The organism is Burkholderia sp. Bmkn7, from assembly GCF_041103175.1.
In the GTDB taxonomy this organism is placed as follows: domain Bacteria; phylum Pseudomonadota; class Gammaproteobacteria; order Burkholderiales; family Burkholderiaceae; genus Burkholderia; species Burkholderia cepacia.
On record NZ_JBGCUH010000003.1, the window covers coordinates 1620901 to 1644058 of the forward strand.

The 23158-nt window shown below is 66.8% G+C and carries 21 protein-coding genes and 2 tRNA genes; 11 read left to right on the forward strand and 12 right to left on the reverse strand.

Translation table 11 applies throughout. The features are described 5' to 3' along the window. Positions 1-42 precede the first annotated feature (42 nt). Positions 43-1557, forward strand: coding sequence for an exopolyphosphatase (gene ppx / locus AB3K92_RS29100; protein ID WP_027787866.1), 1515 nt, complete (start codon positions 43-45; stop codon positions 1555-1557). 76 nt (positions 1558-1633) lie between these two features. Here the strand turns inward: ppx and AB3K92_RS29105 are convergent, their stop codons facing one another. The 3 genes from AB3K92_RS29105 to AB3K92_RS29115 all read right to left on the reverse strand — a co-directional run bounded on the left by AB3K92_RS29105 (position 1634) and on the right by AB3K92_RS29115 (position 3048). Beyond that, positions 1634-2068, reverse strand: a complete 435-nt coding sequence (locus AB3K92_RS29105) for a hypothetical protein (protein WP_069253908.1) — start codon at positions 2066-2068, stop codon at positions 1634-1636. Positions 2069-2246: 178 nt separating this feature from the next. Beyond that, a complete protein-coding gene (locus AB3K92_RS29110; protein WP_081052724.1) occupies positions 2247-2684 on the reverse strand; it encodes a DUF3592 domain-containing protein in 438 nt (145 codons plus the stop codon). Positions 2685-2724: 40 nt separating this feature from the next. After that, complete coding sequence (locus AB3K92_RS29115; RefSeq protein ID WP_124842337.1) at positions 2725-3048, reverse strand: hypothetical protein; 324 nt, start codon at positions 3046-3048, stop codon at positions 2725-2727. Between the two features lie 185 nt (positions 3049-3233). Here AB3K92_RS29115 and AB3K92_RS29120 point away from each other — a divergent pair, with 185 nt between their 5' ends. Beyond that, complete coding sequence (locus AB3K92_RS29120; RefSeq protein ID WP_069253365.1) at positions 3234-3779, forward strand: hypothetical protein; 546 nt, start codon at positions 3234-3236, stop codon at positions 3777-3779. Between the two features lie 97 nt (positions 3780-3876). Here the strand turns inward: AB3K92_RS29120 and AB3K92_RS29125 are convergent. Next, a tRNA-Pro gene (locus AB3K92_RS29125) sits at positions 3877-3953 on the reverse strand. Positions 3954-4114: 161 nt separating this feature from the next. On the opposite strand from AB3K92_RS29125, the gene sixA reads away from it, so the two are divergent. Both sixA and AB3K92_RS29135 read left to right on the forward strand, forming a co-directional pair. Beyond that, complete coding sequence (gene sixA, locus AB3K92_RS29130; RefSeq protein WP_042973255.1) at positions 4115-4576, forward strand: phosphohistidine phosphatase SixA; 462 nt, start codon at positions 4115-4117, stop codon at positions 4574-4576. 170 nt (positions 4577-4746) lie between these two features. Further along, positions 4747-5553: a GNAT family N-acetyltransferase gene (locus AB3K92_RS29135; RefSeq protein WP_059497959.1), complete on the forward strand. Its 807-nt coding sequence runs from the start codon at positions 4747-4749 to the stop codon at positions 5551-5553. 210 nt (positions 5554-5763) lie between these two features. On the opposite strand, the gene AB3K92_RS29140 is transcribed toward AB3K92_RS29135, so the two are convergent. After that, on the reverse strand, positions 5764-5934 hold the full coding sequence (locus AB3K92_RS29140) for a hypothetical protein (RefSeq protein WP_165580743.1): 171 nt from the start codon (positions 5932-5934) through the stop codon (positions 5764-5766). Between the two features lie 136 nt (positions 5935-6070). Between AB3K92_RS29140 and AB3K92_RS29145 the strand changes: the two genes are divergently transcribed. Then, positions 6071-6247 carry a hypothetical protein gene (locus AB3K92_RS29145; RefSeq protein WP_021157264.1) on the forward strand — a complete coding sequence of 59 codons (177 nt, stop codon included), beginning with the start codon at positions 6071-6073 and terminating at the stop codon, positions 6245-6247. A gap of 59 nt (positions 6248-6306) precedes the next feature. On the opposite strand, the gene AB3K92_RS29150 is transcribed toward AB3K92_RS29145, so the two are convergent. From AB3K92_RS29150 to AB3K92_RS29170, 5 genes are all read right to left on the reverse strand, one after another. After that, positions 6307-7677, reverse strand: a complete 1371-nt coding sequence (locus tag AB3K92_RS29150; protein ID WP_369466347.1) for an MATE family efflux transporter — start codon at positions 7675-7677, stop codon at positions 6307-6309. Positions 7678-7687: 10 nt separating this feature from the next. Beyond that, positions 7688-8011, reverse strand: coding sequence for a DUF2288 domain-containing protein (locus AB3K92_RS29155; protein ID WP_027787860.1), 324 nt, complete (start codon positions 8009-8011; stop codon positions 7688-7690). 76 nt (positions 8012-8087) lie between these two features. Continuing rightward, positions 8088-9707: an acyl-CoA synthetase gene (locus tag AB3K92_RS29160; RefSeq protein ID WP_369466349.1), complete on the reverse strand. Its 1620-nt coding sequence runs from the start codon at positions 9705-9707 to the stop codon at positions 8088-8090. A gap of 368 nt (positions 9708-10075) precedes the next feature. Further along, positions 10076-10777 (reverse strand): peptidoglycan DD-metalloendopeptidase family protein, encoded by a 702-nt coding sequence (locus AB3K92_RS29165; protein ID WP_027787858.1) that lies wholly within the window; start codon positions 10775-10777, stop codon positions 10076-10078. 141 nt (positions 10778-10918) lie between these two features. Then, a complete protein-coding gene (locus AB3K92_RS29170) occupies positions 10919-11830 on the reverse strand; it encodes an aldose epimerase (protein ID WP_369466351.1) in 912 nt (303 codons plus the stop codon). Between the two features lie 478 nt (positions 11831-12308). Here AB3K92_RS29170 and AB3K92_RS29175 point away from each other — a divergent pair, with 478 nt between their 5' ends. Both AB3K92_RS29175 and AB3K92_RS29180 read left to right on the forward strand, forming a co-directional pair. After that, positions 12309-13139, forward strand: a complete 831-nt coding sequence (locus AB3K92_RS29175) for an undecaprenyl-diphosphate phosphatase (protein ID WP_021157259.1) — start codon at positions 12309-12311, stop codon at positions 13137-13139. A 181-nt stretch (positions 13140-13320) separates the two neighbouring features. Then, positions 13321-13397: transfer RNA gene (locus AB3K92_RS29180), tRNA-Arg, on the forward strand. A 51-nt stretch (positions 13398-13448) separates the two neighbouring features. Here the strand turns inward: AB3K92_RS29180 and glmS are convergent. Further along, positions 13449-15266 (reverse strand): glutamine--fructose-6-phosphate transaminase (isomerizing), encoded by a 1818-nt coding sequence (glmS, locus tag AB3K92_RS29185; protein WP_021157245.1) that lies wholly within the window; start codon positions 15264-15266, stop codon positions 13449-13451. Between the two features lie 49 nt (positions 15267-15315). Continuing rightward, a complete protein-coding gene (locus AB3K92_RS29190) occupies positions 15316-16410 on the reverse strand; it encodes a hypothetical protein (RefSeq protein WP_369466355.1) in 1095 nt (364 codons plus the stop codon). A gap of 1303 nt (positions 16411-17713) precedes the next feature. Here AB3K92_RS29190 and wecB point away from each other — a divergent pair. The 4 genes from wecB (at position 17714) to AB3K92_RS29210 (ending at position 23153) form a co-directional block, all read left to right on the forward strand. Beyond that, complete coding sequence (wecB, locus tag AB3K92_RS29195) at positions 17714-18931, forward strand: non-hydrolyzing UDP-N-acetylglucosamine 2-epimerase (protein ID WP_048025864.1); 1218 nt, start codon at positions 17714-17716, stop codon at positions 18929-18931. Positions 18932-19534: 603 nt separating this feature from the next. Further along, positions 19535-19996: a (2Fe-2S)-binding protein gene (locus AB3K92_RS29200; RefSeq protein WP_021157241.1), complete on the forward strand. Its 462-nt coding sequence runs from the start codon at positions 19535-19537 to the stop codon at positions 19994-19996. Further along, a complete protein-coding gene (locus AB3K92_RS29205; RefSeq protein ID WP_369466358.1) occupies positions 19993-22317 on the forward strand; it encodes a molybdopterin cofactor-binding domain-containing protein in 2325 nt (774 codons plus the stop codon). The genes AB3K92_RS29200 and AB3K92_RS29205 overlap by 4 nt, the downstream gene beginning before the upstream one ends. Before the next feature lie 68 nt (positions 22318-22385). Further along, a complete protein-coding gene (locus AB3K92_RS29210; RefSeq protein ID WP_124475891.1) occupies positions 22386-23153 on the forward strand; it encodes a class II aldolase/adducin family protein in 768 nt (255 codons plus the stop codon). The last annotated feature ends 5 nt before the right edge of the window (positions 23154-23158 follow it).

Here is a 23158-nt window from a genome sequence, read left to right on the forward strand (position 1 = left end):
CGCACCGGCCGCCGCGGGCGAACGCGCACGGAGCCCCTTCTGATGGTTACAACCCCCCACTTGCTGGCTGCCGTGGATCTCGGCTCGAACAGCTTCCGGCTGATCGTCGGACGTGTCGAGGAAACGCCGGCGGGCAGCCAGATCTATCCCGTCGATGCGCTGCGCGAGCCCGTCCGGCTGGCCGCGGGCCTGTCGAGCGACAAGATGCTCGATCGCGCGTCGCAGGAGCGCGGCTGGGAGGCGCTCAAGCGGTTCGGCGAGCGCCTGCGCGATTTCCATCCCGATCATGTGCGCGCGGTGGCCACCAACACGCTGCGCGTCGCGAAGAACGCGGGCGAGTTTCTCGGCGAGGCGGAAGCGGCGCTCGGTTTCCCGATCGAAGTGATTGCAGGCCGTGAAGAAGCGCGCCTGATCTACGCGGGCGCCGCGCACTCGGTGCCGGCGAGCGCCGGCAAGCGGCTCGTCGTCGACATCGGCGGCGGCTCCACCGAATTCATCATCGGCTCGCACTACACGCCGATCGTGATGGAGAGCCTCTATATCGGCTGCGTGAGCCACAGCCGCGCCTTCTTCCCCGCCGGCAACGTCGACGAATACACGATGCGGCAGGCCGAACTCGCGGCTAAGCGCGAGATCCAGATCATTTCGAGCGAGTACAAGAAGGCCGGCTGGGACCAGGCGATCGGCTCGTCCGGCACCGCGCGCGCGCTCGCGGAACTCGTCGAGGCGAACGGCTTCAACGATCCGGGCATCACGCACGGCATTTCGCGCGGCGGCCTCGAGCGCCTGAAGCGTGCGCTGATCAAGTCGGAGAACGTCAACCGGCTGAAGCTGATCGCGCTGAAGCCCGACCGCGTGCCGGTGCTCGCGGGCGGCCTCGCGATCATGCTCGCGGTGTTCGAGGAGCTTGGCGTCGACTACGTCGATACGACCGACGGCGCACTGCGCCTCGGGGTGCTGTACGACCTGCTCGGCCGGACGCAGCACGAGGACATGCGCGCGGTGACCGTCGAGGGCTTTACGCGCCGCTACGGTGTCGATCGTGCGCAGGCCGAGCGGATCGGCGCGCTGGCGGGGCGTTTCTACGACGAACTCGAGGAAGCCGACGACGAAGCGCGCGAGGAAGGACGGATGTTCCTCGGCTGGGCGGCCGCGTTGCACGAGATCGGCCTGTCGATCTCGCATAGCGCGTATCACAAGCATTCGGCCTATATTGCGAGCAACGCGGACATGCCGGGTTTTTCGCGCACCGACCAGGCGCGGCTCGCCGCGCTCGTGCTCGGTCATGCGGGCAAGCTCGGCAAGCTGTCGCAGGCACGCGAAGTCGAGTGGCCGCTGCTGTTCTGCCTGCGGCTCGCGGCGCTGCTGTGCCGGCGCCGAACCGACGCGGGGCTGCCCGACATTTCCGTCTCGCAGATGAAGAAGGGCGGGTATGAAGTGCGCCTGCCGAGCGCGTGGGTCGAGCAGAACCCGCTGACCGACTACAGCCTCAGCCAGGAGGCGGCGGAATGGGAGAAGGTCGGAATCCCGTATCGCGTGGTGTATACGGGCGCGTAAAAGGCCGACAGCGGGGCAGGGCCGGGCGGCAGGTTGGCCGCCCTCAGGATGGCCGCATGATCGTCCTGGCGGTCGCTCAGTCCGACGAGCAGACGATCGCGGTCAGGAACGGAAACGCCTGCCTGACGGTCGCGTCGCTGCCGGCCTTGCGCACGGCTTCCTCCACCGCACTTTTCGTGCCGCGCACCACGACGCCATAGGCCCAGTCGCCGATCGGCGTGCCGTCGCCGGTGCGGAAGATCGGGTCGTTCGCCTGGTAGCCGAGCACGACGTAGACGCCGAAGCCGTATGCGGTCAGCGAGTGGCTCGTGCGGAATGCGTTGACCGAGTTCGATTCGACGTGCATCGGCTCCGACTGGATATCGCCGGCGGCGAGCAGCGGCGCGACGAACTTGTGCCCGGTCGAGTGGCAGTCGAGCGCGTCGTCGAGTGCCTTGGCCGATGCGGTGCCGGCGGTCGCAAGCGCGAACAGCGATGCGCACAGGGCGGTCTTGAGAATGTTGTTTGTCATGCGCGGATGCAGGTTGTCCACGCGCATTATCGCGTGTTCCCGGAAGTGTCGTATCCGGGTTGCGGCAGCGAGGCCGGCCACCTCGTTCGATTCGTGACCTTTGCAAGCGTGACCGACGATGAAAGCGTTCGGACTTGCCGCGAATGCCCGGGCATCGCATGAATCCGTGCGTCGCCGCTCAACGGCTTATCGCGTTCCCGTACCGTCCGGTGAGCACGAACCGTGCGCCGAACAGCGGCAGGACCAGAAAGCCGAGGCCTGCCGGCAATCCCCACAGCACACCGCCCCATATCGCGAGGAACGTGGCGGCCCGGGCCGTTTCCGCAGGCGCGGCAGGGTCGTACGCGACCTGCACGACGGTTCCGGGCGGACCGTCCATGCCGCCGTTCTGCACGAACTCGATGCGCTGGCCCAGGGCTGTTTCGAAGCGTATGGTCGGGTGTCCGCTCGACTTGACGACTACACCGGGCGCTCGAGAGGCATGCGAAAGGAAGACCGTCGTCCGGTAGGCCTGCACGACGCAGAAAGCGAGTACGGCGGCGCCGATGATCATGGCGATGACGGTCGCGATATTCATCGCCGGTTTTGCCGGGCGATCAGTCGAGGAGGCTGTCATGCGAGGTTCGGATGGTGTCGGGGGCGGCAAGTGGGTTCATTCACGCGTGGTACGCATTGCGCAGGTAACCTGAGCTGCCGCCGTCGGTGCCGGTGAGCTGGGCCGAGATTTCCTGTCTCTCGCGGGACCAGGAAGCCGCCCAACTGCGGAAGCCGAAGCGGTCGGCGGACGAAGCCTGCTCGTCGCCGCCGAAATGGCGCTTCACGAAGGCCGACAACCGCGACACGGCTTCGTCGAAAGGGAGGTCCGTTTCGAGCATCCACATCTCGTACGTTTTCCGTTCATCCTCGACGAACTCGACAGCCAGATTCCCGATGGTGCCGAGGCCTTCGGGCAGTTGCAGGGACGACAGGGATGTCGGCATGGTTGACGAAACTCCGGTCTGGCAATGGGGCGCTGATAATGGTACCGCTACGGGTTCGAGTTGGCCCTGTTGATGTGCCGTTTATTCCTGGAAAAGGTGATTCGTGCGAGCGTACCGAAGTGGATAACCCGCGATGCTGCACCTCGATGAGTCGATTGGCGACGCAACTGACCGGTAACGGTCGAATGAAAGTGCTCGTCGTCGGTCTTTTATCGGTGGCGACAGCGACGTTCGGCGCGACGCCGGGAATCGACGAGGCCGGTGTCCTGCGTCAGGTGCTTTCCTGCCCGTTGGCGGGCGGGAGTCGCATTGCGCTCGAGGCGCGCTCGCATGGGGCGGACGGCGATGCACTGTTCGTGCGGCGGGGGCACAAGACCGGGCGTGCGTTCCTTGACATGCCGGAGACCGATTTCGTGGGCAGGATTGCGTTGTCGAGGTGCGTCGGCAGGACCCTCGTCTTCGTACTGAACTACGGATCGCCTTACCTGAAGGGCGTCGCGATCCGGCTGAATCCGGTCACGCATGTCGAAGAGCGGATCTATTTCGCGGAGAAGGCGCTTCCGCGGTGGCTGTATTCGGGGCGTCGGGCGATGTGGGTGATCATCCCCAACGAAGGCGGCGAGACGGACGGGAAGTATCTGGTTTATCGATATTCCGAAGGGCGGCTGACCGAAAGCGCACCGGTCGATCGACTGCCGGTCGCGACGCGTGATCTCGTGCGGATCGAGTGACTACGTGGCGCGAAATGCGGCGGTTGCCCGGGATCTTTCACGGGCCAGAAATGGAAAAGGGGTTACAACACTAGGTGTTGTAACCCCTTGATTCCGGTGGTCGGAGCGAAAGGATTCGAACCTTCGACCCTCTGATCCCAAATCAGATGCGCTACCAGGCTGCGCTACGCTCCGACGAGCCAAAGATTTTATCTTTGAATGGCTGATCCGGTCAATCCCTATATGCGGGTAAATGCCGCGGCGGCGAACGAGCCGCAATTTGCGACAATTCGCACGGTAATCGGCCGGCCCGCACGCATGGGCGCAGGGCCGCTCGCCGAAGCAAGGAGAACATCATGATGAACCTGATCCTGTGGCGCCACGCCGAAGCCGAAGACTACGCGACGAGCGATCTCGCGCGGCAGTTGACCGTCCGCGGCCGCAAGGACGCACAGGCGATGGCCAAGTGGCTGCGTGGCCGGCTCGAGACGAACACCGTGATCCTCGCGAGCCCGGCGGCCCGCACCGTGCAGACCGTCGAGGCGCTGACCGACCAGTACCGGACGGTCGATGCGCTCGCGCCGGGCGGCAGCGTCGACGACGTGCTGGCGGCTGCCGGCTGGCCGGACGGCATCGCGCCGACGGTCGTGATCGTCGGCCACCAGCCGACGCTCGGCAGTGTCGCCGCGCAACTGATCGCCGGCGGCGACGACAGCTGGAGCGTCAAGAAGGGCGGAATCGTGTGGCTCGCGAGCCGCACGCGCGACGGCAGCCGGCAGGCCGTGCTGCGGGCGGTATTGACGCCCGACCTGGTGTGAGGCCCGCCTGAAGCGCTTTGAAGGGTTTCGTCATACGGTTTCGCAAGCTTTCTGCTAAAGTCAATTCGGCGACACGTCATTGAAAGGACACGGTCGTGCCACATAACGGTCACGGCCGATTACTACATTGGCGGGCATGTCGTCCTATTCCTTACGATCAGGAAAGCCTAATGCGAGAACTGCCGACGCCTACGCTCCCTTTTGCCTCGCTGCCCCTCGACACGTCGCGGCGCCTCCTGCCGCGCGCTGCTGAAACCGTCACATCGGAGTATCGCCTGCGCGCCGCGTGGGCGCGTACGGAAGACGAATTGCGCGAAGCCCAGCGCCTGCGTTACAGCGTGTTCGCCGAAGAGATGGGCGCGCAGGTCAGCGGTCCCTCCGGTCTCGACGTCGATCCGTTCGATGCGTACTGCGACCACCTGCTGGTTCGCGATCTCGACACCCTGAAGGTCGTCGGCACGTATCGCGTGCTGCCGCCGCACCAGGCGGCGCGTGTCGGCCGCCTGTACGCCGAAGGCGAATTCGATCTGTCGCGCCTCACGCATCTGCGCGGCAAGATGGTCGAGGTCGGCCGCTCGTGCGTGCACAGCGACTACCGCAGCGGCGCCGTCATCATGGCGCTGTGGGGCGGTCTCGGCACGTACATGATGCAGAACGGCTACGAGACGATGCTCGGCTGCGCGAGCGTGTCGATGGCCGACGGCGGTCACTATGCGGCGAACCTGTACCAGTCGCTGTCGGCAGGTTCGCTGACGGCGCCCGAGTATCGTGCGTTCCCGCATACGGCCCTGCCGGTCGACGAATTGCAGACGGGCACCGTCGTGGCGCCGCCGCCGCTGATCAAGGGTTACCTGCGTCTCGGCGCGAAGATCTGCGGTGCGCCGGCCTGGGATCCCGACTTCAACTGCGCGGATTTCCTGACGCTGTTCCGTCTGTCCGACATCAACGTGCGCTACGCCCGCCACTTCCTGGGCTGAGCCGTCTGACCCGCGTCGCGCCCGCCTGCTGATTCGGGCGCGTGCATGCGAACGCCGTCGCGCGGCATGAGCCGCGCGACGGCGTTCGTCCATCTGATCAACGTGTGTGAATCGGGCCCCGTTAATTTCGGCGATACGCGACCACCGGCGTGCCGTAGGAACGGCACGTTCGGGAACGGCCCGGGGGCGGGCCGGACGGCAGCGGCGCGCTTAGTGCTTGCGCCGCCAGTCGAGCAGGTGGTGTTCGGCCATCCAGTGATGGACGAACCCTTCGCCGCCATGGCTGCGCTTGTATTCGCGCGACTCGAAGAACGACAGGGCGACGAACACCATCAGGCCGATGAACAGGCCGATCAGGCCGGCAATTTCCTCAGACGACATGGCAGCCTCCTTTCCACGGCACAGCGCCATGCGTACATAGTAGGACATGCGCGGCGCGACTCCGAAGCAGGATTTCCGCTAGACTCGGCGCGGTCCCGGCGTGCGATGGACGCGCCGATTTCCGGAGCCCTACCCGATGACCCGTTTCATGCTGGCCGTGCTGGCCGCAGCTTTTCTCGCCGCCTGTACCAGCGATCCTCATCAGGCCCGTCGCGGCCATCCGCCTGAAGATCCGGCCGACTATCACGGCGTGCCGACCGACATGACGCCGCCGACGATGCTCGATGCGCCGCCGCCCAAACCCGTGCAGTAACGGCTGTTCAAGGCGGCTCAGGGGCGCTTCGGGCCGCCCAGGGCCGGTTCGGCGTGCCCTCAGGCGCGGGCCGCGTGTGTATCGGTGCCGATGCGCCGCAACAGCCCCGGCAGGTAGCGCGCCAGCGTCGCGCCGCGCGCGGCCATGAACAGCAGCAGCGCGAACCAGAGGCCGTGATTGCCGAAGGTGCCGACGGCGGCGAGTGTGGCGACAACGAAGATCGACAGCGACGCGACCATTGCGCGCATCAGCGATTGTGTCTGTGTGGCACCGATGAAGACGCCGTCGAGCAGGAAGCCCCAGACCGACACGATCGGCGAAATCGCGGCCCACGGCAGGTAGCGCAGCGCAACCTCGCGGATCTCGGCCTGGTTGGTCAGGCGCGCGACGATCCAGCTGCCGGCGGCCCAGTACACCAGCGCGAACAGCAGCGCGCCGAGCGCCGACCAGAGCAGGGTGACGCGCACGGCCTGCCGGAAGGCGCCGCGGTCGCGTGCGCCGGCCGCCGCGCCGACGAGTGCCTCGGCCGCATGCGCGAAGCCGTCGAGGCCGTACGCCATGAACGTCTGGAAATTCAGCAGCAGCGCGTTTGCCGCGAGCGTCGCATCGCCCTGTTTCGCACCGAGGTGTGCGAACCAGCCGAATGCGCCGAGCAGGCACAGCGTGCGCAGGAAGATGTCGCGATTGAGCGCGATCAGCCGCTTGAGTGCGACGCGGTCGGCGAGTGCGCGTACCGCGATCGGCGCAAGGCCGCGCGGCCGCAGCCGCCACAGCATCCAGGCGCCGAGCGCGAAGCCGCATGCGTCTGCCGTGGCCGTCGCGGCGCCGATGCCGGCAATGCCCCAGCCGAAGCCATACACGTAGAGCAGCACGGCGCCGATGTTGACCGCATTGATGAACACCTGCGCGACGAGCGCGAGCCGCACGCGCTGCACACCGAGCAGGTAGCCGAGCACGACGTAGTTCGCGAGCGCGAACGGAGCGCTCCAGATCCGCGCGTGGCTGTAGGAAAGCGCCGTCGCGCGGACGGCATCGCTGCCGCCGAGCGCCGACAGCGCAAACGAAAGCAGCGGCACCTGCAGTGCCAGCACCGCGGCGCCGAGCGCGAACGCGACGATCAACGCGCGCAGCACGTTCAGGCGGATCCCGGCGGCGTCGCCGGCACCGTGCGCCTGCGCGACGAGACCGGTCGTCCCCATTCGCAGGAAGCCGAATCCCCAGAACACGAAATTGAAGAACAGCCCGCCGAGCGCGACGCCGCCGAGATACTGCGTGCCGTCGAGGTGGCCGGCGACGGCCGTGTCGACGGCGCCGAGGATCGGCTGGGTCAGGTTCGCCAGGACGATCGGAAACGCGAGCGCGAGGACGCGCCGGTGCGTGACGGTGGCCGAGCCCGTGCCGGCCCCGTGCGGTAACGCGGATTCGGACATGGCGGACGCGTCAGGCGCGTTCCTGCACGCAGACCCACGGCGAGACGACGACTGCCCACAGCTCCGGGTTGCGCGCCGCGTAATCGGCGGCGGTTTCGGCCGGCATGCGCGCGACGAGGCCCGCGGACAGCCAGCGCGTGACCTGTTCGGCGTCATCGTCGGCAACCGCTTCCGCGACGCTGACGAGATCGAGGTCGCGCGCAACGGACAGCAGCTTGCCCTGCGCGAAGAAGCGTTCGAGATCGCACCAGTCGATCTTGGCGGTTTCGCCGAGGAGTTTGGCGTAGAGCGGGCTGTGCGACGCGCCCGCGGCGGCGTGGTGATCAGAGGACATCGTTTTCTTGGAAAGACTGCGTGGTGGCGCCACTATAAACCATCCGGCCGGGCGGGCGGCACGGGTGGCGGCCCGCTTATGCGTCGCGCAGCGCGCGGCGCACGATCTTGCCGGTCGCGGTCATCGGCAGGCTGTCGACGAACGCGATCGCACGCGGATACTCGTGGGCGGCGAGGCGCTTACGCACGTGCGCCTGCAGTGCCTGAACGAGCGCATCGTCGCCGGCGTGACCGGGATTCAGCACGACGAACGCCTTGACGATCTCGGTGCGCGTCGCGTCGGGCACGCCGACGACGGCCGCCATCCGCACCGCCGGATGCGTGAGCAGGCAGTCCTCGATCGGGCCCGGGCCGATCCGGTAGCCGGCGCTCGTGATCACGTCGTCGTCGCGGCCGACGAAGCGGACGAAACCGTCGGCGTCGATCATGCCTGTATCGCCGGTGAGCAGGTAGTCGCCCGCGAACTTGTCGCGGGTTGCGTCGGCGTTGCGCCAGTATTCGAGGAACATCACCGGATCGGGGCGTCGCACCGCGATGCGCCCTTCGACGCCGGGCGGCAGCGGCGTGCCGTCCGCGTCGACGATCGCGACCGCATGGCCGGGCACTGCCTTGCCGATTGCGCCGGGCTGCGCATCGAACAGCGCCGCGCAAGACGACAGCACCATGTTGCACTCGGTTTGCCCGTAGAACTCGTTGATCGTCACGCCGAGCGCGTCGCGTCCCCAGGCCGTCAGTTCGGTGCCGAGCGTCTCCCCGCCGCTCGCGACCGATTTCAGCGACAGCGCGTAGCGTTCGCGCGGTGCCTGGACGGTGCGCATCAGCTTCAGCGCAGTGGGCGGCAGGAACGCGTGGGTGACGCCGTGCCGGGCCATCAGCGCGAACGCGGCGTCGCCGTCGAATTTCTCGAAGCGGCGGGCGAGCACGGGCACGCCGTGATGCCACGACGGCAGCAGCACGTCGAGCAGGCCGCCGATCCATGCCCAGTCGGCGGGTGTCCAGAACAGGCGCGCGTCGCGCGGGAAGCACTGCTGCGACATCTCGACGCCCGGCAGGTGGCCCGGCAGCACACGATGCGCATGCAGCGCGCCTTTCGGCTTGCCCGTCGTGCCGGACGTATAGATGATGAGCGCCGGATCGTCGGCGGCCGTATCGGCCGGCACGAAGTCGGGCGTCTCGGCGGCGAGCGCCGCGTCGTAGCGCAGCACGCGGGGAGAGCCGGGCGCATCGTCGCCGATGCAGTAGATGGTGTGCAGTGCCGGCAGCTGCGCGCGCAGCGATGCGATTTTCGCGTAGCCGGCCGCGTCGGTAACGAGCGCGGCCGCCTCGCTGTTCGCGAGCCGGTATTCGAGCGCGTCGACGCCGAACAACGTGAAGAGCGGCACCGCGATGGCGCCGAGCTTGTACGCGGCGAGGTGCGCGATGGCCGTTTCGGGGCCCTGCGCGAGAAAGATGCCGATGCGGTCGCCGCGCCGCAGGCCGGCGCGCACGAAGCTGTTCGCGAGCCGGTTAGAGGCATTCCTCAGGTCGTCGAACGTGATGCGGGACACGTCGCCTTGCGCCGTTTCGTGGATCAGCGCGAGGCGTCCGCTGCCGTCCGCCCATTTGTCGCAGACGTCCACGCCGATGTTGTAGCGGGCCGGAACGTCCCACGCGAAGCGGGAGAGCAGGTCGTCGTAGCGGTCGGTGGCGGGCAGCATCGCAGTGTCTCCTGGGTGGCGGCGTGGTGTCGGACGAACGGATTACATCAGGGTTTCACGCAGGGGAATCCACAATGACGCCTGAGGGTAGGGAATCCTCGCACTCGTCCAATTGCTGCGGCTCAGTGCACGATTCCGCAATGACGCATAAGATCACCTAAAAATCAGTGTGTGACCATGGATTTGCTTCTGATAGCTGCGGGGTTCAGCCTGATCGGAATCGGCGTGCTGGTAGCGTTCGCCTGTCGCGTCGATCCGTTGTCCGGCCGTTTCACCGGACGTCTGCGCAAGCGCTGACATCACCTTTCCCGATTTTCACCGCGACGACACGCGATGCGTGCCGGCATCGCGTGTCGTCCGTCGGGCGCTCAGCGCGCCGGCAGGTAGCGCGACGGGTCGATCGACCGGCCGCCGTAGCGCAATTCGAAATGCAGCGCGACGCGATCGCTGTCGCTGTTGCCCATCTCGGCGATCGATTGCCCCTGCGTGACCGACTGGCCTTCCTTCACCAGCAGCGCACGGTTGTGTGCGTAGGCGGTCAGGTAGTCGGCGTTGTGCTTGAGGATGATCAGGTTGCCGTAGCCGCGCAGCCCGTTACCCGCGTAGACCACCACACCCGGCGCGGCCGCAACTACCGGCGTGCCCGGCGAGTTCGCGATGTCGATCCCCTTCGATTTCGAGCCGTCGAACGTGCGGACCACGTTGCCGGCCGCCGGCCAGATCAGCGCGATGCTCGTGGCCGGCTTGACGGCCGATTCAACCGGTGCGGAAGGCGCGGGGCGGGCCCGGCCGGCACTGCCGGTGCCGGTGGTCGACGGCGTCGATGCGGTGGTCGTGCCGGGCGGCGGCGCGACGCGCAGCACCTGGCCGACTTCGATCGCGTCGGGGTTCGTCATCTGGTTCCAGCGCACGATGTTCGACACCGACGTGCGGTTGTCGCGCGCGATCTTGTAGAGCGTATCGCCGCGCTCGACGCGATAGAACCCGGGGCCGACGGGCGCGGAGCCGCACGCGACGAGCAGGGCGGCGCAGGCGGCTGCGAAGAGTCGCTTCGTTGTTGTTCCGAACATTGAACCTCGCAAGACCCTGCCGCTCGTGACGCGGCAGGCAACACAAAACGTCCGATTTTAACGGGTTCGACCCGCGCACCGCAGTTTGTGCCGTTGCCGGGGCCGTCGGGCGCCGGTTCGGCAGGCGTCTCGTCCCACGTCTCAGCCGGCGAGCGGGAGGACGCGAATCCGCAGCGTGGCCGTTTCGGTCGCGCCCGGCGCGAGCATGCGCAGCCCGAGGCCGTTGTGGATCGCATCCGGCAGGCCGAGCCACGGTTCGACGCAATAGAAATCGGAATCCGGCTTTTCGGTCCAGGTCGTGACCGCGTACCACGGGATCGAGCGCGGCACGTCGAGCGCGATCTCGATCGTGCGGCGCCGGCCCGGCATCACGATGCGCACCGGCGTGGCCGGCACGCCGTCGAGGCAGTGGAAGCGGTCGAGGATCTCCGGGTTGTCGAGGCGATAGCGCGCTTCGCCCGGCTCGGGCGGGCTGATCGAACCGTCCGGCTGCTGCGCGCGGCGATGCGTGGGCGGCAGTTCGAGCGTGGTTTCCGCGCGTTCGCCGTGCGGCAACGCGAAATAGAAATGGTGACCGGCGTAGTAGGGCAGCGGTGTGTCGCCGCGATTGGTCGTCGTCAGCGCGACTTCGAGCGTGTGCGAGTCGGCCAGCCGGTAGGTCGTTTCGAACCGGAAGTCGAACGGGTAGCTCGTGCGCAGTGCGTCGGTCGCGTCGAGCGTCATCGACAACGCGGCGCCGTCGGCCGACGGGTGCGCGGCGAACGGCAGGTCGCGCGCGAAGCCGTGCATCGGCAGGTCGCGCACCACGCCGGCGGCGTCGCGCCAGCGGCCGAGCTCGCCGTCGACGCGGTGACGGCCGAGGAACGGGAACAGCAGCGGGTTGCCGCCGCGCACGCGCGCGAGGTTGCTCCAGTCGGCCGTTTCCGGCCAGAAGATGACCGGTTCGCCATCGACATCCCATGACAGCAGGCGGCCGCCGAATTGCGGAGCGACCCGGACGAGCGACGGGCCGGCGTGAAGTTCGTGAATGTCGTGTTGCTGGAAGGTCGGCATGGCGAATCGGGTTGGGCGGGTGAACGGGAACGGCGCGCTCCATTATCGGGCCGTGGCGGCTTGGGGAAAACCCTTCTCGGGAAATCGCGAGTTTTTAAGACCGTCAACGGTCGGGATAATGCCTCTAAACCGGTGAGGTTGCCGGGTCATGACACTTCGTGGAGGGGGCCATGGATCTGGCAATGGCAATGGGACTCGCACTGTTCGGCATGTTCACGGGCAGCACGGTATTATTTTTCTATCAGCTCGGCCGCTGACGGCAATTCCTGCCGAAATCGAAAGGCCCGCCATGCAAATGGCGGGCTTTTTGCTTTCTGGGCGCTTACAGGTTGCAAGCGTTTGTGTGCATTGCCGCAATATCCCGCCAAATGCCTTGGCGCAGTAATCCGGGCTCGGCATAATCGGGGCGCGTTTTTTCGGACGCGCATCGCGTCGTCCGCTTCTCTTCCCGCTCAATCTTCATTAAAAGGACCGACGCGTGAGTCTCTGGTTTCTGGTATTCCTGAGCGTCCTGCAGGGCGTCACCGAACTCTTTCCCGTCAGCAGCCTTGGCCATACGCTGCTCGTGCCGGCGCTGTTCGGCATGCACATCGACAAGCACGCACCGCAACTGCTGCCGTTCCTCGTTGCGCTGCACCTCGGCACCGCGCTGGCGCTGCTGTGGTATTTCCGCGCGCGCTGGATCGCGCTGATCGGCGGCTTCTTCGCGCAGCTCGGCGGCCGCAAGAACGACGACGGGCACCTGATGTGGGCGCTCATCATCGGTACGATCCCGACCGGCATCGTCGGGCTGCTTCTCGAGAAGCGCATCGAACGCGTGTTCCACGACCTGCGGATCGTCGCGATCGCACTGATCGTGAACGGCGTGCTGCTGTGGCTCGGCGATCGCATCCAGCGTAGCCGCGCGCATCAGGCGCCCGAAAAGATGACGTTCAAGCAGGCGTTCTTCGTGGGTCTCGCGCAGATCGGCGCGCTGATTCCGGGCTTCTCGCGCAGCGGGCTGACGATGATCGCCGGCAATGCGGCGGGCCTGACGGCGGAGAAGGCCGCGGAATTCTCGTTCCTGCTCGGTACGCCGATCATCTTCGCGGCGGGCGTGCTCGAACTGCCGAAGCTGTTCCATGCGCGCGACCAGCTCGCCGATGCGCTGCTCGGCGGCGTGCTGACGGCGATCGCCGCGTACCTGAGCGTGCGGTTCCTGATGCGCTATTTCGAGGGGCGCGGCCGGCTGGCTTCGTTCGGCGTGTATTGCGTGATCGCCGGTGTGTTCTGCCTCGGCTGGTTCATGCTGCACCCGCAGCCGGTTTGAGGCTGCGTTGGCCGGTCTCGCATGATGTGACGCGATGATCGGGTATAATTTCGGGCTCGGCTTCATGCCGGGCCCGTTTTGTTTCGGGGCTTCGAGTCTGGTTTGTGGGTTTGCCGGTTTTGCCGGTGCTCGAAGTCTTGCGTCAGATGCGGCTCGTGCAGGCCGTGTCTTTTCTCCCCGACCGCCCTTAGCTCAGCTGGATAGAGCAACGGCCTTCTAAGCCGTAGGTCACACGTTCGAGTCGTGTAGGGCGGGCCAGTCTCGGCACTTGCAGACCTTCACCAGTCCGCCCGCGGTACCCACCTCCCGTCACTCCACCGTAACCGATTTCGCCAGATTCCTCGGCTTGTCGATATCCGCGCCGCGCAAACACGCCGCGTGATACGCGAGCAACTGCAGCGGCACGACGTGCAGGATCGGCGACAACAACCCGTAATAATCCGGCATCCGCAGTACCGACACGCCTTCGCTGTTGTCGATCCGCGTATCGGCGTCGGCGAACACGTAAAGCTGTCCGCCGCGTGCCCGCACTTCCTGCATGTTCGACTTCAGCTTCTCGAGCAGCGCATCGTTCGGTGCGATCGTCGCGACGGGCATCGTGTGCGTCACGAGCGCGAGCGGCCCGTGCTTGAGCTCACCCGCGGGATACGCCTCCGCGTGGATGTACGAAATCTCCTTCAGCTTCAACGCACCTTCGAGCGCGATCGGGTAGTGCAGCCCGCGCCCGAGGAACAGCGCATTCTCGTGCTGCGAGAATTCCGCCGCCCAGCGTTCGATCTGCGGCTCGAGCCCAAGCACCTCCTCGAGCGCGCCGGGCAGCCGCCGCAATTGCATCGTGTAGCGCGCGAGCTGCGCATCGTCGACATAGCCGCGCAGCCGCCCGAGCGTAACGGCGAGAATGAACAGCGCGACGAGCTGCGTCGTGAATGCCTTGGTCGACGCGACGCCGATTTCCGGGCCGGCCCGCGTCAGGAAGCGCAGTCCTGCCTGCCGCATCATCGCGCTGGTCGGCACGTTGCAGATCGCCAGCGTATCGATATGGCCGAGCGCCTGCGCATACTTCAGCGCGGCGAGCGTGTCGGCGGTCTCGCCGGATTGCGATACGCTCACCACCAGCGTATTCGGCATCGCGAGCGCGTCGCTGTAACGGTATTCACTCGCGATCTCGACCTGGGCCGGCAAGCGCGCGATCGTTTCGAGCCAGCGGCGCGCGGTCAGGCCGGAATAGTGGCTCGTGCCGCACGCGAGAATCAGCACATTGTCGATCTGCTCGAACGCGCGCGCGGCGTCGGGGCCGAATACGGCCGGATCGAACAGCCCCGCATCCGGGATGGTCGCGGCCACGGCCTGCGGTTGCTCGAATATCTCCTTCTGCATGAAATGCCGGTACGGCCCGAGTTCGACCGCGGCCTGCGCGGACGAAATGGTCTGTACCGCACGCTCGACCGGTGCGCCGCCGCGATCGAGTATGCGCACGCCGCCCGGCGTCAACTCGACGATGTCGCCTTCCTCGAGAAAGATGAAGCGGTCGGTGATGCCGGCGAGTGCGAGCGCGTCGGAGGCAAGAAAGCATTCGCCATCCGTCACGCCGACGACGAGCGGCGAGCCGACCCGTGCGCCGATCAGCCGCTGCGGCTCGTGCTTGCTGAACACCGCGATCGCGTACGCACCGTGAAGTTGCGACGTTGCCGCGCGCACGGCGGCGAGCAGGTCGCCGCGATACTTGCTGTGGATCAGGTGCGCGACGACCTCGGTGTCGGTCTGGCCGTCGAATTCGTAGTGCGCGTCGGAAAGTTGCTTGCGCAACGTTTCGTGGTTCTCGATGATGCCGTTGTGCACGAGCGCGATCTCGTCGCGCGAGAAGATCGGATGCGCGTTGCACGTAGCCGGCGCGCCGTGCGTCGCCCAGCGCGTGTGCGCGATGCCGGTGCTCCCGGTCAGGCCGGCGGTACGCACGTGCGCGTCGAGATCGGCGACGCGCGACACGCTGCGCTCGCGGCGCGCGTGGCCGTCGACGACCGTCGCCACGCCGCATGAATCGTAGCCGCGATATTCGAGGCGACGCAAACCTTCAATCAGAATCGGGACGATGTCCCGTTGCGCGACTGCGCCGACGATGCCACACATGACACGTCTCCTTCCCGTTTAGTCATCATGGACCGCACACGCCGTTGCGTCAGCGCGATGCGGTTGCCGTTGCCGTTGCCGCCGCCGTCGTGAGCCCGCATCGAGCGGGTATGACGGGGTCGGCCATCCGGCTTTCGAATGCCAGATAAAGCGACTCCTCCAGTACGTTCCAGTGCGCGCCGTGCCGGTATGGCCCCGATCGCGCTTGCCAGCAGGCAACCGTGCTCCAATCGTTCATCTTGACCGCGACCAGCGCGATCAGGCTCCATGGGTAGTCGGTGTTGGCAAGTTGCGGCCAGCTCTTGCCGTACTTCCGAATCCACCGTGCATAGATCGCCTCGCCGGATTGTTCGGGAACCTGAATACCGGACAGGAGCGGGAGGATCTGCGCGATCTTCGCCGGATAAAAACTCGCATCGCTGACCTGCTGCGTGCTGGCGCGAAAACCGGATGCCGTGCCGCGCCAGAACACTTTCAGGATCGCGGAGGCAAGCTGGTCGGCGCGCAGGCTCCACGGGCCCGCATGCGTGTAGTCGGCGCGCCGGACGTAGTACGCCTCGAGTGCCTGGAACGCGCTGTGTACCTCGACGTTGTCCATCAGCAGCGCGACGTGCAGCGAAGACGAGATCTGATACACGCCGGAGGGCTTGTCTAGCAGCGTCTCCAGATGCATGGCGGCGCGGTTCAGGCTGAGTTCCCACGCGGTGGGCAAGCCGCCGGGCGGCGCGAAGCGGGCGAGCAATTCGATCCAGGTCGCCATCATCGCGTCGTCGGTTTCCGCTTCGGCACATGAGCGGTAGCGGCCGTCCTTCACGCAGTAGCGATCGAAGCCGCCATCCGGGCGCTGGCGCGGCAGCAACCATGCGATCCACGCGAGTGCGGCCTGACGGGCGTCGAGTTGCGCGTCGGACGCGGCGAGCAGCGCTTTTGCCGCGAAATACGGATCGATGCCGACGCCGTTCAGGCGCACGGTGATCGCACCGTCGGTGCGCTGGTACAGCCCTTCGAGCCGGAGTTCGGCGGCGCTCGCGTGCAGTGCGAAGCCGCACGCGGCGAGACAGCAGGCGACGTGCCACAGGCGGCACCGCGCGATGGTGGCCGCGACGTGCGAGCGTGCGGTCGGGGAAAGCGCGGGCCGTTTCATGGGCTGGGCTCCTGCGCGGGGTCCTGTGCAATCGTCGCCGGGCGCGGCGTTGGCCGCGTCGCGCCTGGCGAGCGTGTCGACGTTGCGGCTCGGTTCACGGTGATGCGGGTGAACCCGAGGCTCGTACCGGGATGTGCGTCCACGAGGCAGTTCCTTGCATCGGAGCCTGAACCTGGCTCGGGGATCGCGCATTGCAACGGGACACGTCGGCACGTGCGATGCGCGGGAGCGCTGGTCTTTCGCTCCCGGCGGACGCGCCGCGTTTCCTCCCGGCTTCGTTGCTTGGGCGTCCCCGTTCGTCCGCTGTCCGGCGCGTGCTTCGAGGTACACCTGACTGTCATTAAGCAAGGCGTGAGCCATCGGCCGCGATGCCGCGCGCAGCAAGGGGCAGGCACGAAGGCCGGGGGCGCGGCGCGGACGGCGGCGGCGGATTTTGATTCATCGAAGAATCAGCCCGCGTGCGACCGGGATTGCAGCGCGCACATGCGATGCGTCCAGCGAATTGTCTGTCGAACGTATGCCGCGCTGGCAGCGTGACTGTGCGCGGCGATGCGCGCCGTGTCGTTCGTTGTGTGCGCATCGGCCGGGGTGCCGATGCGATTCATGCAGGCGCATGCGCTGCATGGACCGCGCATCGATGTATCCGCCCCGTTTCGGATCAGCGTTACACATTCGCAACATTTCGCATGCGTCGATTCGTGCGACGTGAAGGACGTTGCATGTCGGTTAAATCCCTCGTGCGGGAGCGCGGCCGAGCGGCCGATTGCGCCGCCCGCTGCGCAGACAAAAGTGGCGGATCGAGTAAACGCAACGCGCTTCGACAGATCCGCGAGATCCGATGCGAAACGAACGTGCGACACGCGTCCGCGATTCGTCGGACGACGCCGCTGAAGGGGCGATGAAACTGCCCGGATTTTTGCCTGTATCGCGCTCGACCGGCGGTGCGACACACGTAGCAGTTGTGAAACATTTCATCGTGCGTCGCGTGTGCGTGGTGCATGCGGTGCGAACCGGACACGGCCGCAGTACGACTGGTTTGAATATTGCTGTAGTGGAGGGGACGTGACGAACGGACGTGACGCCTGGCCAAGCGAGGAACGACTCATGACGTGACTGATCAAGTGCAACGAGACGCCGGTAGTACGACGATTCGCGTGGCGCAGACCACGTGGACAGGGCGGCGCGCTCGCTCCGCGACACTGCAGCGTGTCGATCGCGTGCGAGTACGGAAGGTGCCGTCTGAATACATGCTTCGCGCCACGAGCAGGGTCATTCAGCGCGATATGGGTCAACGAGGATAACGATGAAAAAGATTTTGCTTGTGTTCGGGACTCGGCCGGAGGCCATCAAGATGGCACCGCTGGTGCGTGCATTAAAAGCACAGGCCGGTGTCGACGCCAGGGTATGCGTGACCGCGCAGCACCGCGAAATGCTCGATCAGGTGCTGACGCTGTTCGACATCAAGCCCGACTACGATCTCAACGTGATGCGGCAAAGCCAGACGCTGACCGACGTGACGACCGGCATTCTGCAGGCAATCGGCGTCGTCTTCGACGAGTTGCGCCCGGACGTCGTGCTGGTGCACGGCGATACGACGACCACGCTCGCGGTCAGTCTGGCGGCGTTCTACCGCTATTTGCCGGTCGGGCATGTGGAGGCCGGCCTGCGTAGCGGCGACATCTGGTCGCCGTGGCCGGAGGAGTTGAACCGCCGCGTGACCGACGCCGTATCGTCGTGGCATTTCGCGCCGACCGGGCAGGCACGCGACAACCTGCTCAGCGAGGGCGTGCCGGGCGGGGCGGTCGTGCTGACCGGCAATACCGTGATCGATGCGCTGCACGAGGTCAAGCGCATGCTGGACTGCACGACGGCGCTGACGGAGAAGGTCGCCGGACAGTTTCCTTTTCTCGAGCCGTCGCGGCGCGTGGTGCTGATCACGGGCCATCGACGTGAAAGTTTCGGCGAGCCGTTCCAGAATTTCTGCGAGGCGCTGTGCACGCTCGCGAAGCGCTATCCCGACGCGCAGTTCGTCTATCCGCTGCACATGAATCCGAACGTGCGGGAGCCGGCGCGCGCCCGGCTCGGTCACATGCCGAACATCTACCTGATCGAGCCGCAGGAATATCTTTCGTTCGTATTCCTGATGTCGCGCGCGCATTTCATCATCACCGATTCGGGTGGCATTCAGGAAGAAGGGCCCGCGTTGGGCAAGCCGGTGCTCGTCACGCGCGAGACGACGGAGCGGCCCGAGGCGATCCAGGCCGGTACCGCGCGGCTCGTCGGTACCGATCAGGAGCGGATCGTGTACGAAGCGTCGCGTCTGTTCGACAGCGAGAGCGCTTACGGGGAGATGGCGCGCGCGAGCAATCCGTACGGCGACGGCCATGCGAGCGAGCGGATCGTTCACGCGCTGATGCGGAATTCGGGCGTACCCACGAAGGCGACGAGTTTTTCGATGGGGGCGGCGGAAATGCCGTTCAACGCGCTCACGCTGGGGTTACAGGCGTTAAGGTCGCGGTGAGCATCGCGGCGCGCTAGCGTTCGAACCACGCGTTGCAATCGCGGGACGATCCGGTCCGGCCGGGAGGCCGGCCGGACGTTTGCGCGCTCGATCATTTCCGGTTTCTCGGTTCGCTGATTGCACAGGGCGGGTCTGGTCGTCCGGTTTTTGCTACCGCCGTACCGAAGCGCCCGGCGAAACATGGGCAGTCGCTGCGCAAGAACGGGAGCGAACCGCCTGCGGCCGCGCATCGAAACATCGATACCTGAGAATCACCCGCCCGCCTCTCCGGCAAGCGTGACCGGTCGCGACCCGCCATCTCCGGGCAAATTTCCCGCTCCGATTACCTGAAACGCCCGAATCCCCGCGATCCGACGGCAAATCCGAAATGGTTCGATAATGCGGATCGGCGATCCATGCGGACGAGCGAGCGGCCGGGAATTCGTTGCCACGTTGCGCAGGCAACCGGGCCGCCGCATCGTTTGCAGCATCCGCCGGGCCGTGCCTGCAGGCAACACGGCCCACGACACGGCGCCCTGCCTGGTTGTTCGGAATGTGCGCCGCGCCGTTCGAATCCCCACCCGATGCCTGCCCGAAGCGGGCATCGCAACCAGGAGGTGAACGATGATCACGCTGACCGTCAACGGTAGCGAGCAGCACTTCGACGGCAATCCCGACATGCCGTTGCTCTGGTATCTGCGCGATGTTCTCGGCCACACCGGCACCAAGTTCGGCTGCGGGATGGCACTGTGCGGCGCGTGCACCGTGCACGTCGACGGCGTCGCGATCCGGTCGTGCATCACCCCGGTCGCGGCCGCTTCCGGCAAGCGCGTGACGACGATCGAGGGCCTGTCGACCGATCTGACCCATCCGCTGCAGCAGGCGTGGCAGGAACTGAACGTCGCGCAGTGCGGCTACTGCCAGTCCGGGCAGATCATGCAGGCCGCGTCGTTGCTGAAGACGAATCCCCATCCGACCGACGCCGACATCGACGATGCGATGTCCGGCAACATCTGTCGCTGCGGCACCTACACGCGCATACGCGCGGCGATCCGCCTGGCCGTGCGCCGCGGAGGTGCCGCATGAGCGCGCCCGAACTCTCCGTCCATAACGAAAGCCGTCGCGCGCTGCTGCTCGGCTTTGCGTCCGGCGGGTTGCTGCTCGCGTTCGGCGTGCCGTCGCTCGTGCGCGCGGCCGTGCCGAACCAGCCGCCCGTCAGTGTAGATCCGCGATATGGCGGCGCGGGAATGCCGCACGGGTTGCGCGACGATCCGCACCTGTTCGTCGCGATCGCACCCGACGGCACGGTCACGGTGACCTGCATCCGCTCCGAGATGGGGCAGGGCGTGCGCACGAGCGTCGCGCTCGTGGTGGCGGACGAACTGGGCGCGGACTGGGCGCGCGTGAAGGTCGCACAGGCCGTCGGCGACGAGCCGCGCTACGGCAACCAGAACACCGACGGCTCGCGCAGCCTGCGCCAGAGCTTCGCCGCGTTGCGCCGCGCGGGCGCGGCGGCGCGCACGATGCTCGAACAGGCTGCCGCCGCGGCGTGGGGCGTCGATGCGCGGCAGGTCAAGGCAACCGTGCATGAGGTCGTCGACACGAAGAGCGGACGCAAGCTCGGCTTCGGCGAACTGGCGGCGAAAGCGGCCGCGTTGCCGGCACCCGATCCGGCGACGGTGCCGCTGAAAGCGCTAGCCGAATTCCGCTATATCGGCAAGGGCGAAACGGCGTTGATCGACGGACGCGACATCGTCGCCGGTCGCGCGCACTACGGGATCGACACGCGGCTCGACGGCATGCTGTACGCGGTCGTCGCGCGCCCGCCGGCCTACGGGGACACGATGGCGTCGTTCGACGCGTCGGCGGCGGAGAAGCTGCCGGGTGTCGTCAAGGTCGTGCCGCTCGCGTCGACGCCGCTGCCGTCCGGCTTCCAGCCGCTCGGCGGCGTGGCCGTCGTCGCGCGCGACACGTGGACGGCGATCCAGGCACGCGCGCAACTGAAGATCGACTGGAAGCACGGGCCCAATGCGAACTACGATTCGGCCGCGTATCGGAAGACGCTGGAAGCGGCGGCCGCGCAACCGGGCGACGTGATCCGCAACGACGGCGACGCGGCGGCGGCGCTGGCCGGCGCCGCGAAACGCGTGCGTGCGACCTACTACATCCCGCATCTCGCACACGCGACGATGGAGCCGCCCGCGGCCGTCGCGCGCGTGGCGGACGGCCGATGCGAAGTGTGGACCTGCACGCAGGCGCCGCAGACCACGCGCGACGAGGTCGCGAAGGCGCTCGGGTTGCCGGGCGAGCGCGTGACGGTCAACGTGACGCTGCTCGGCGGCGGTTTCGGCCGCAAGTCGAAGCCCGACTACGTGGTGGAGGCGGCGCTGCTGTCGAAGGCGGTCGGCGCGCCGGTCAAGCTGACGTTCACGCGCGAGGACGACCTTGCGCACGACTACTTCCATGCCGTGTCGCTCGAAGCGTTCGACGGCGGGATCGATGTGTCGGGGAAAGTGGTCGCGTGGCAGCATCGCACGGTTGCGCCGTCGATCCAGTCGACCTTCAGGGCCGGCGTCGTGCACGAGCAGCCGGGCGAGCTCGCGCAGGGGATCGCGGACCTGCCGTTCGCGATCCCGAACGTGCGGATCGAGAATCCGGCCGCGCAGGCGCACACGCGGATCGGCTGGTTCCGCTCGGTCTACAACATCCCGCATGCGTTCGGAATCCAGAGTTTCGTGTCGGAGCTGGCGCACGCGGCCGGCCGCGACCCGAAGGATTTCCTGCTCGAACTGATCGGGCCCGCGCGGCGTTTCGAGCCGCACATCACGGTGAAGAACGTGAACTACGGCGAGGATCCGGCGCTGTATCCGGTCGACACCGGGCGCCTGCGGCGCGTGGTCGAGACGGTCGCGCGCGAGGCGGGCTGGGGGCGCAGGCTGCCGAAGGGGCACGGGCTCGGGATCGCCGCGCACCGCAGCTTCGTGTCGTATACGGCGGCGGTGTGCGAGGTGCAGGTCGATGCCGACGGCAAGATCACGGTGCCGCGGGTCGACATCGCGATCGACTGCGGGCCGCAGGTCAATCCGGAGCGCGTACGCTCGCAGCTCGAGGGGGCGGTGGTGATGGGGCTCGGTATCGCGCTGCACGGCGAGATCACGTTCAAGGACGGCCATCCGGAGCAGAGCAACTTCAACGGTTTCCAGGTGCTGAGAATGAACGAGGCGCCGCGTGAAATCCGCGTGCATCTCGTCGCGCCCGACGATTTCGCGACACCGCTCGGCGGCGTGGGCGAGCCGGGCCTGCCGCCCGTCGCGCCCGCGCTGACCAATGCGATCTTCGCGGCGACCGGCACGCGCATCCGCAGCCTGCCGGTTGCCGATCAGCTCGCGAAGCCCCGCGCGGGGTGACGCAATCCCCGGGCCGGGCCGTATCGCGCGGCCCGGTACGCATCCATCCTTGAACAAGGAGTGTCGACGTGGACTCATCCGATATCAGCGTGAAGCAGGCAGTTTCCCCGGCCGAATGGGACGCGCGAGTCAACCTGGCGGCGGCTTACCGCCTCACCGCGCTGTTCGGCTGGGACGATCTCGTGTTCACCCATATTTCCGCGCGCGTCCCCGGCCCGGAGCATCATTTCCTGATCAACCCGTACGGCATGATGTTCGACGAGATCACGGCATCGTCGCTGGTGAAGGTGGATCTCGAAGGACGCAAGGTGTCCGAATCGCCGTACGAGATCAACCCGGCCGGCTTCACCATCCACAGCGCGGTGCACGCGGCCCGCGACGATGCGCTGTGCGTGATGCATACGCATTCGATCAACGGCGTCGCCGTGTCGGCGCAGGCGGGCGGGTTGCTGCCGCTTTCGCAGCAGTCGCTCGGCGTGCTGGCGTCGCTCGGCTATCACGACTACGAGGGCATTGCGCTCAACGAAGGCGAAAAGGCGCGCCTCGTGCGCGACCTCGGCGCCCACACGAACCTGATGCTGCGCAACCACGGCCTGCTGACCGTCGGGGCGACGCCGGCAGACGCGTTCGTCGCGATGTACTTCTTCGAAGCGGCCTGCATGATCCAGGTGCGCGCGCAGGCCGGCGGCACCGCGCTGCTGCCGATCGCACAGCCGATTCTCGACGGCATCAAGCAGCAGATCGCCGCGGTGACGCGCGGCATGGGGGCCGGCGCGCTCGTCTGGCCCGGGCTGCTGCGCCGGCTCGATCGGCGCAATCCGGGGTACGCGGACTAGCGCAT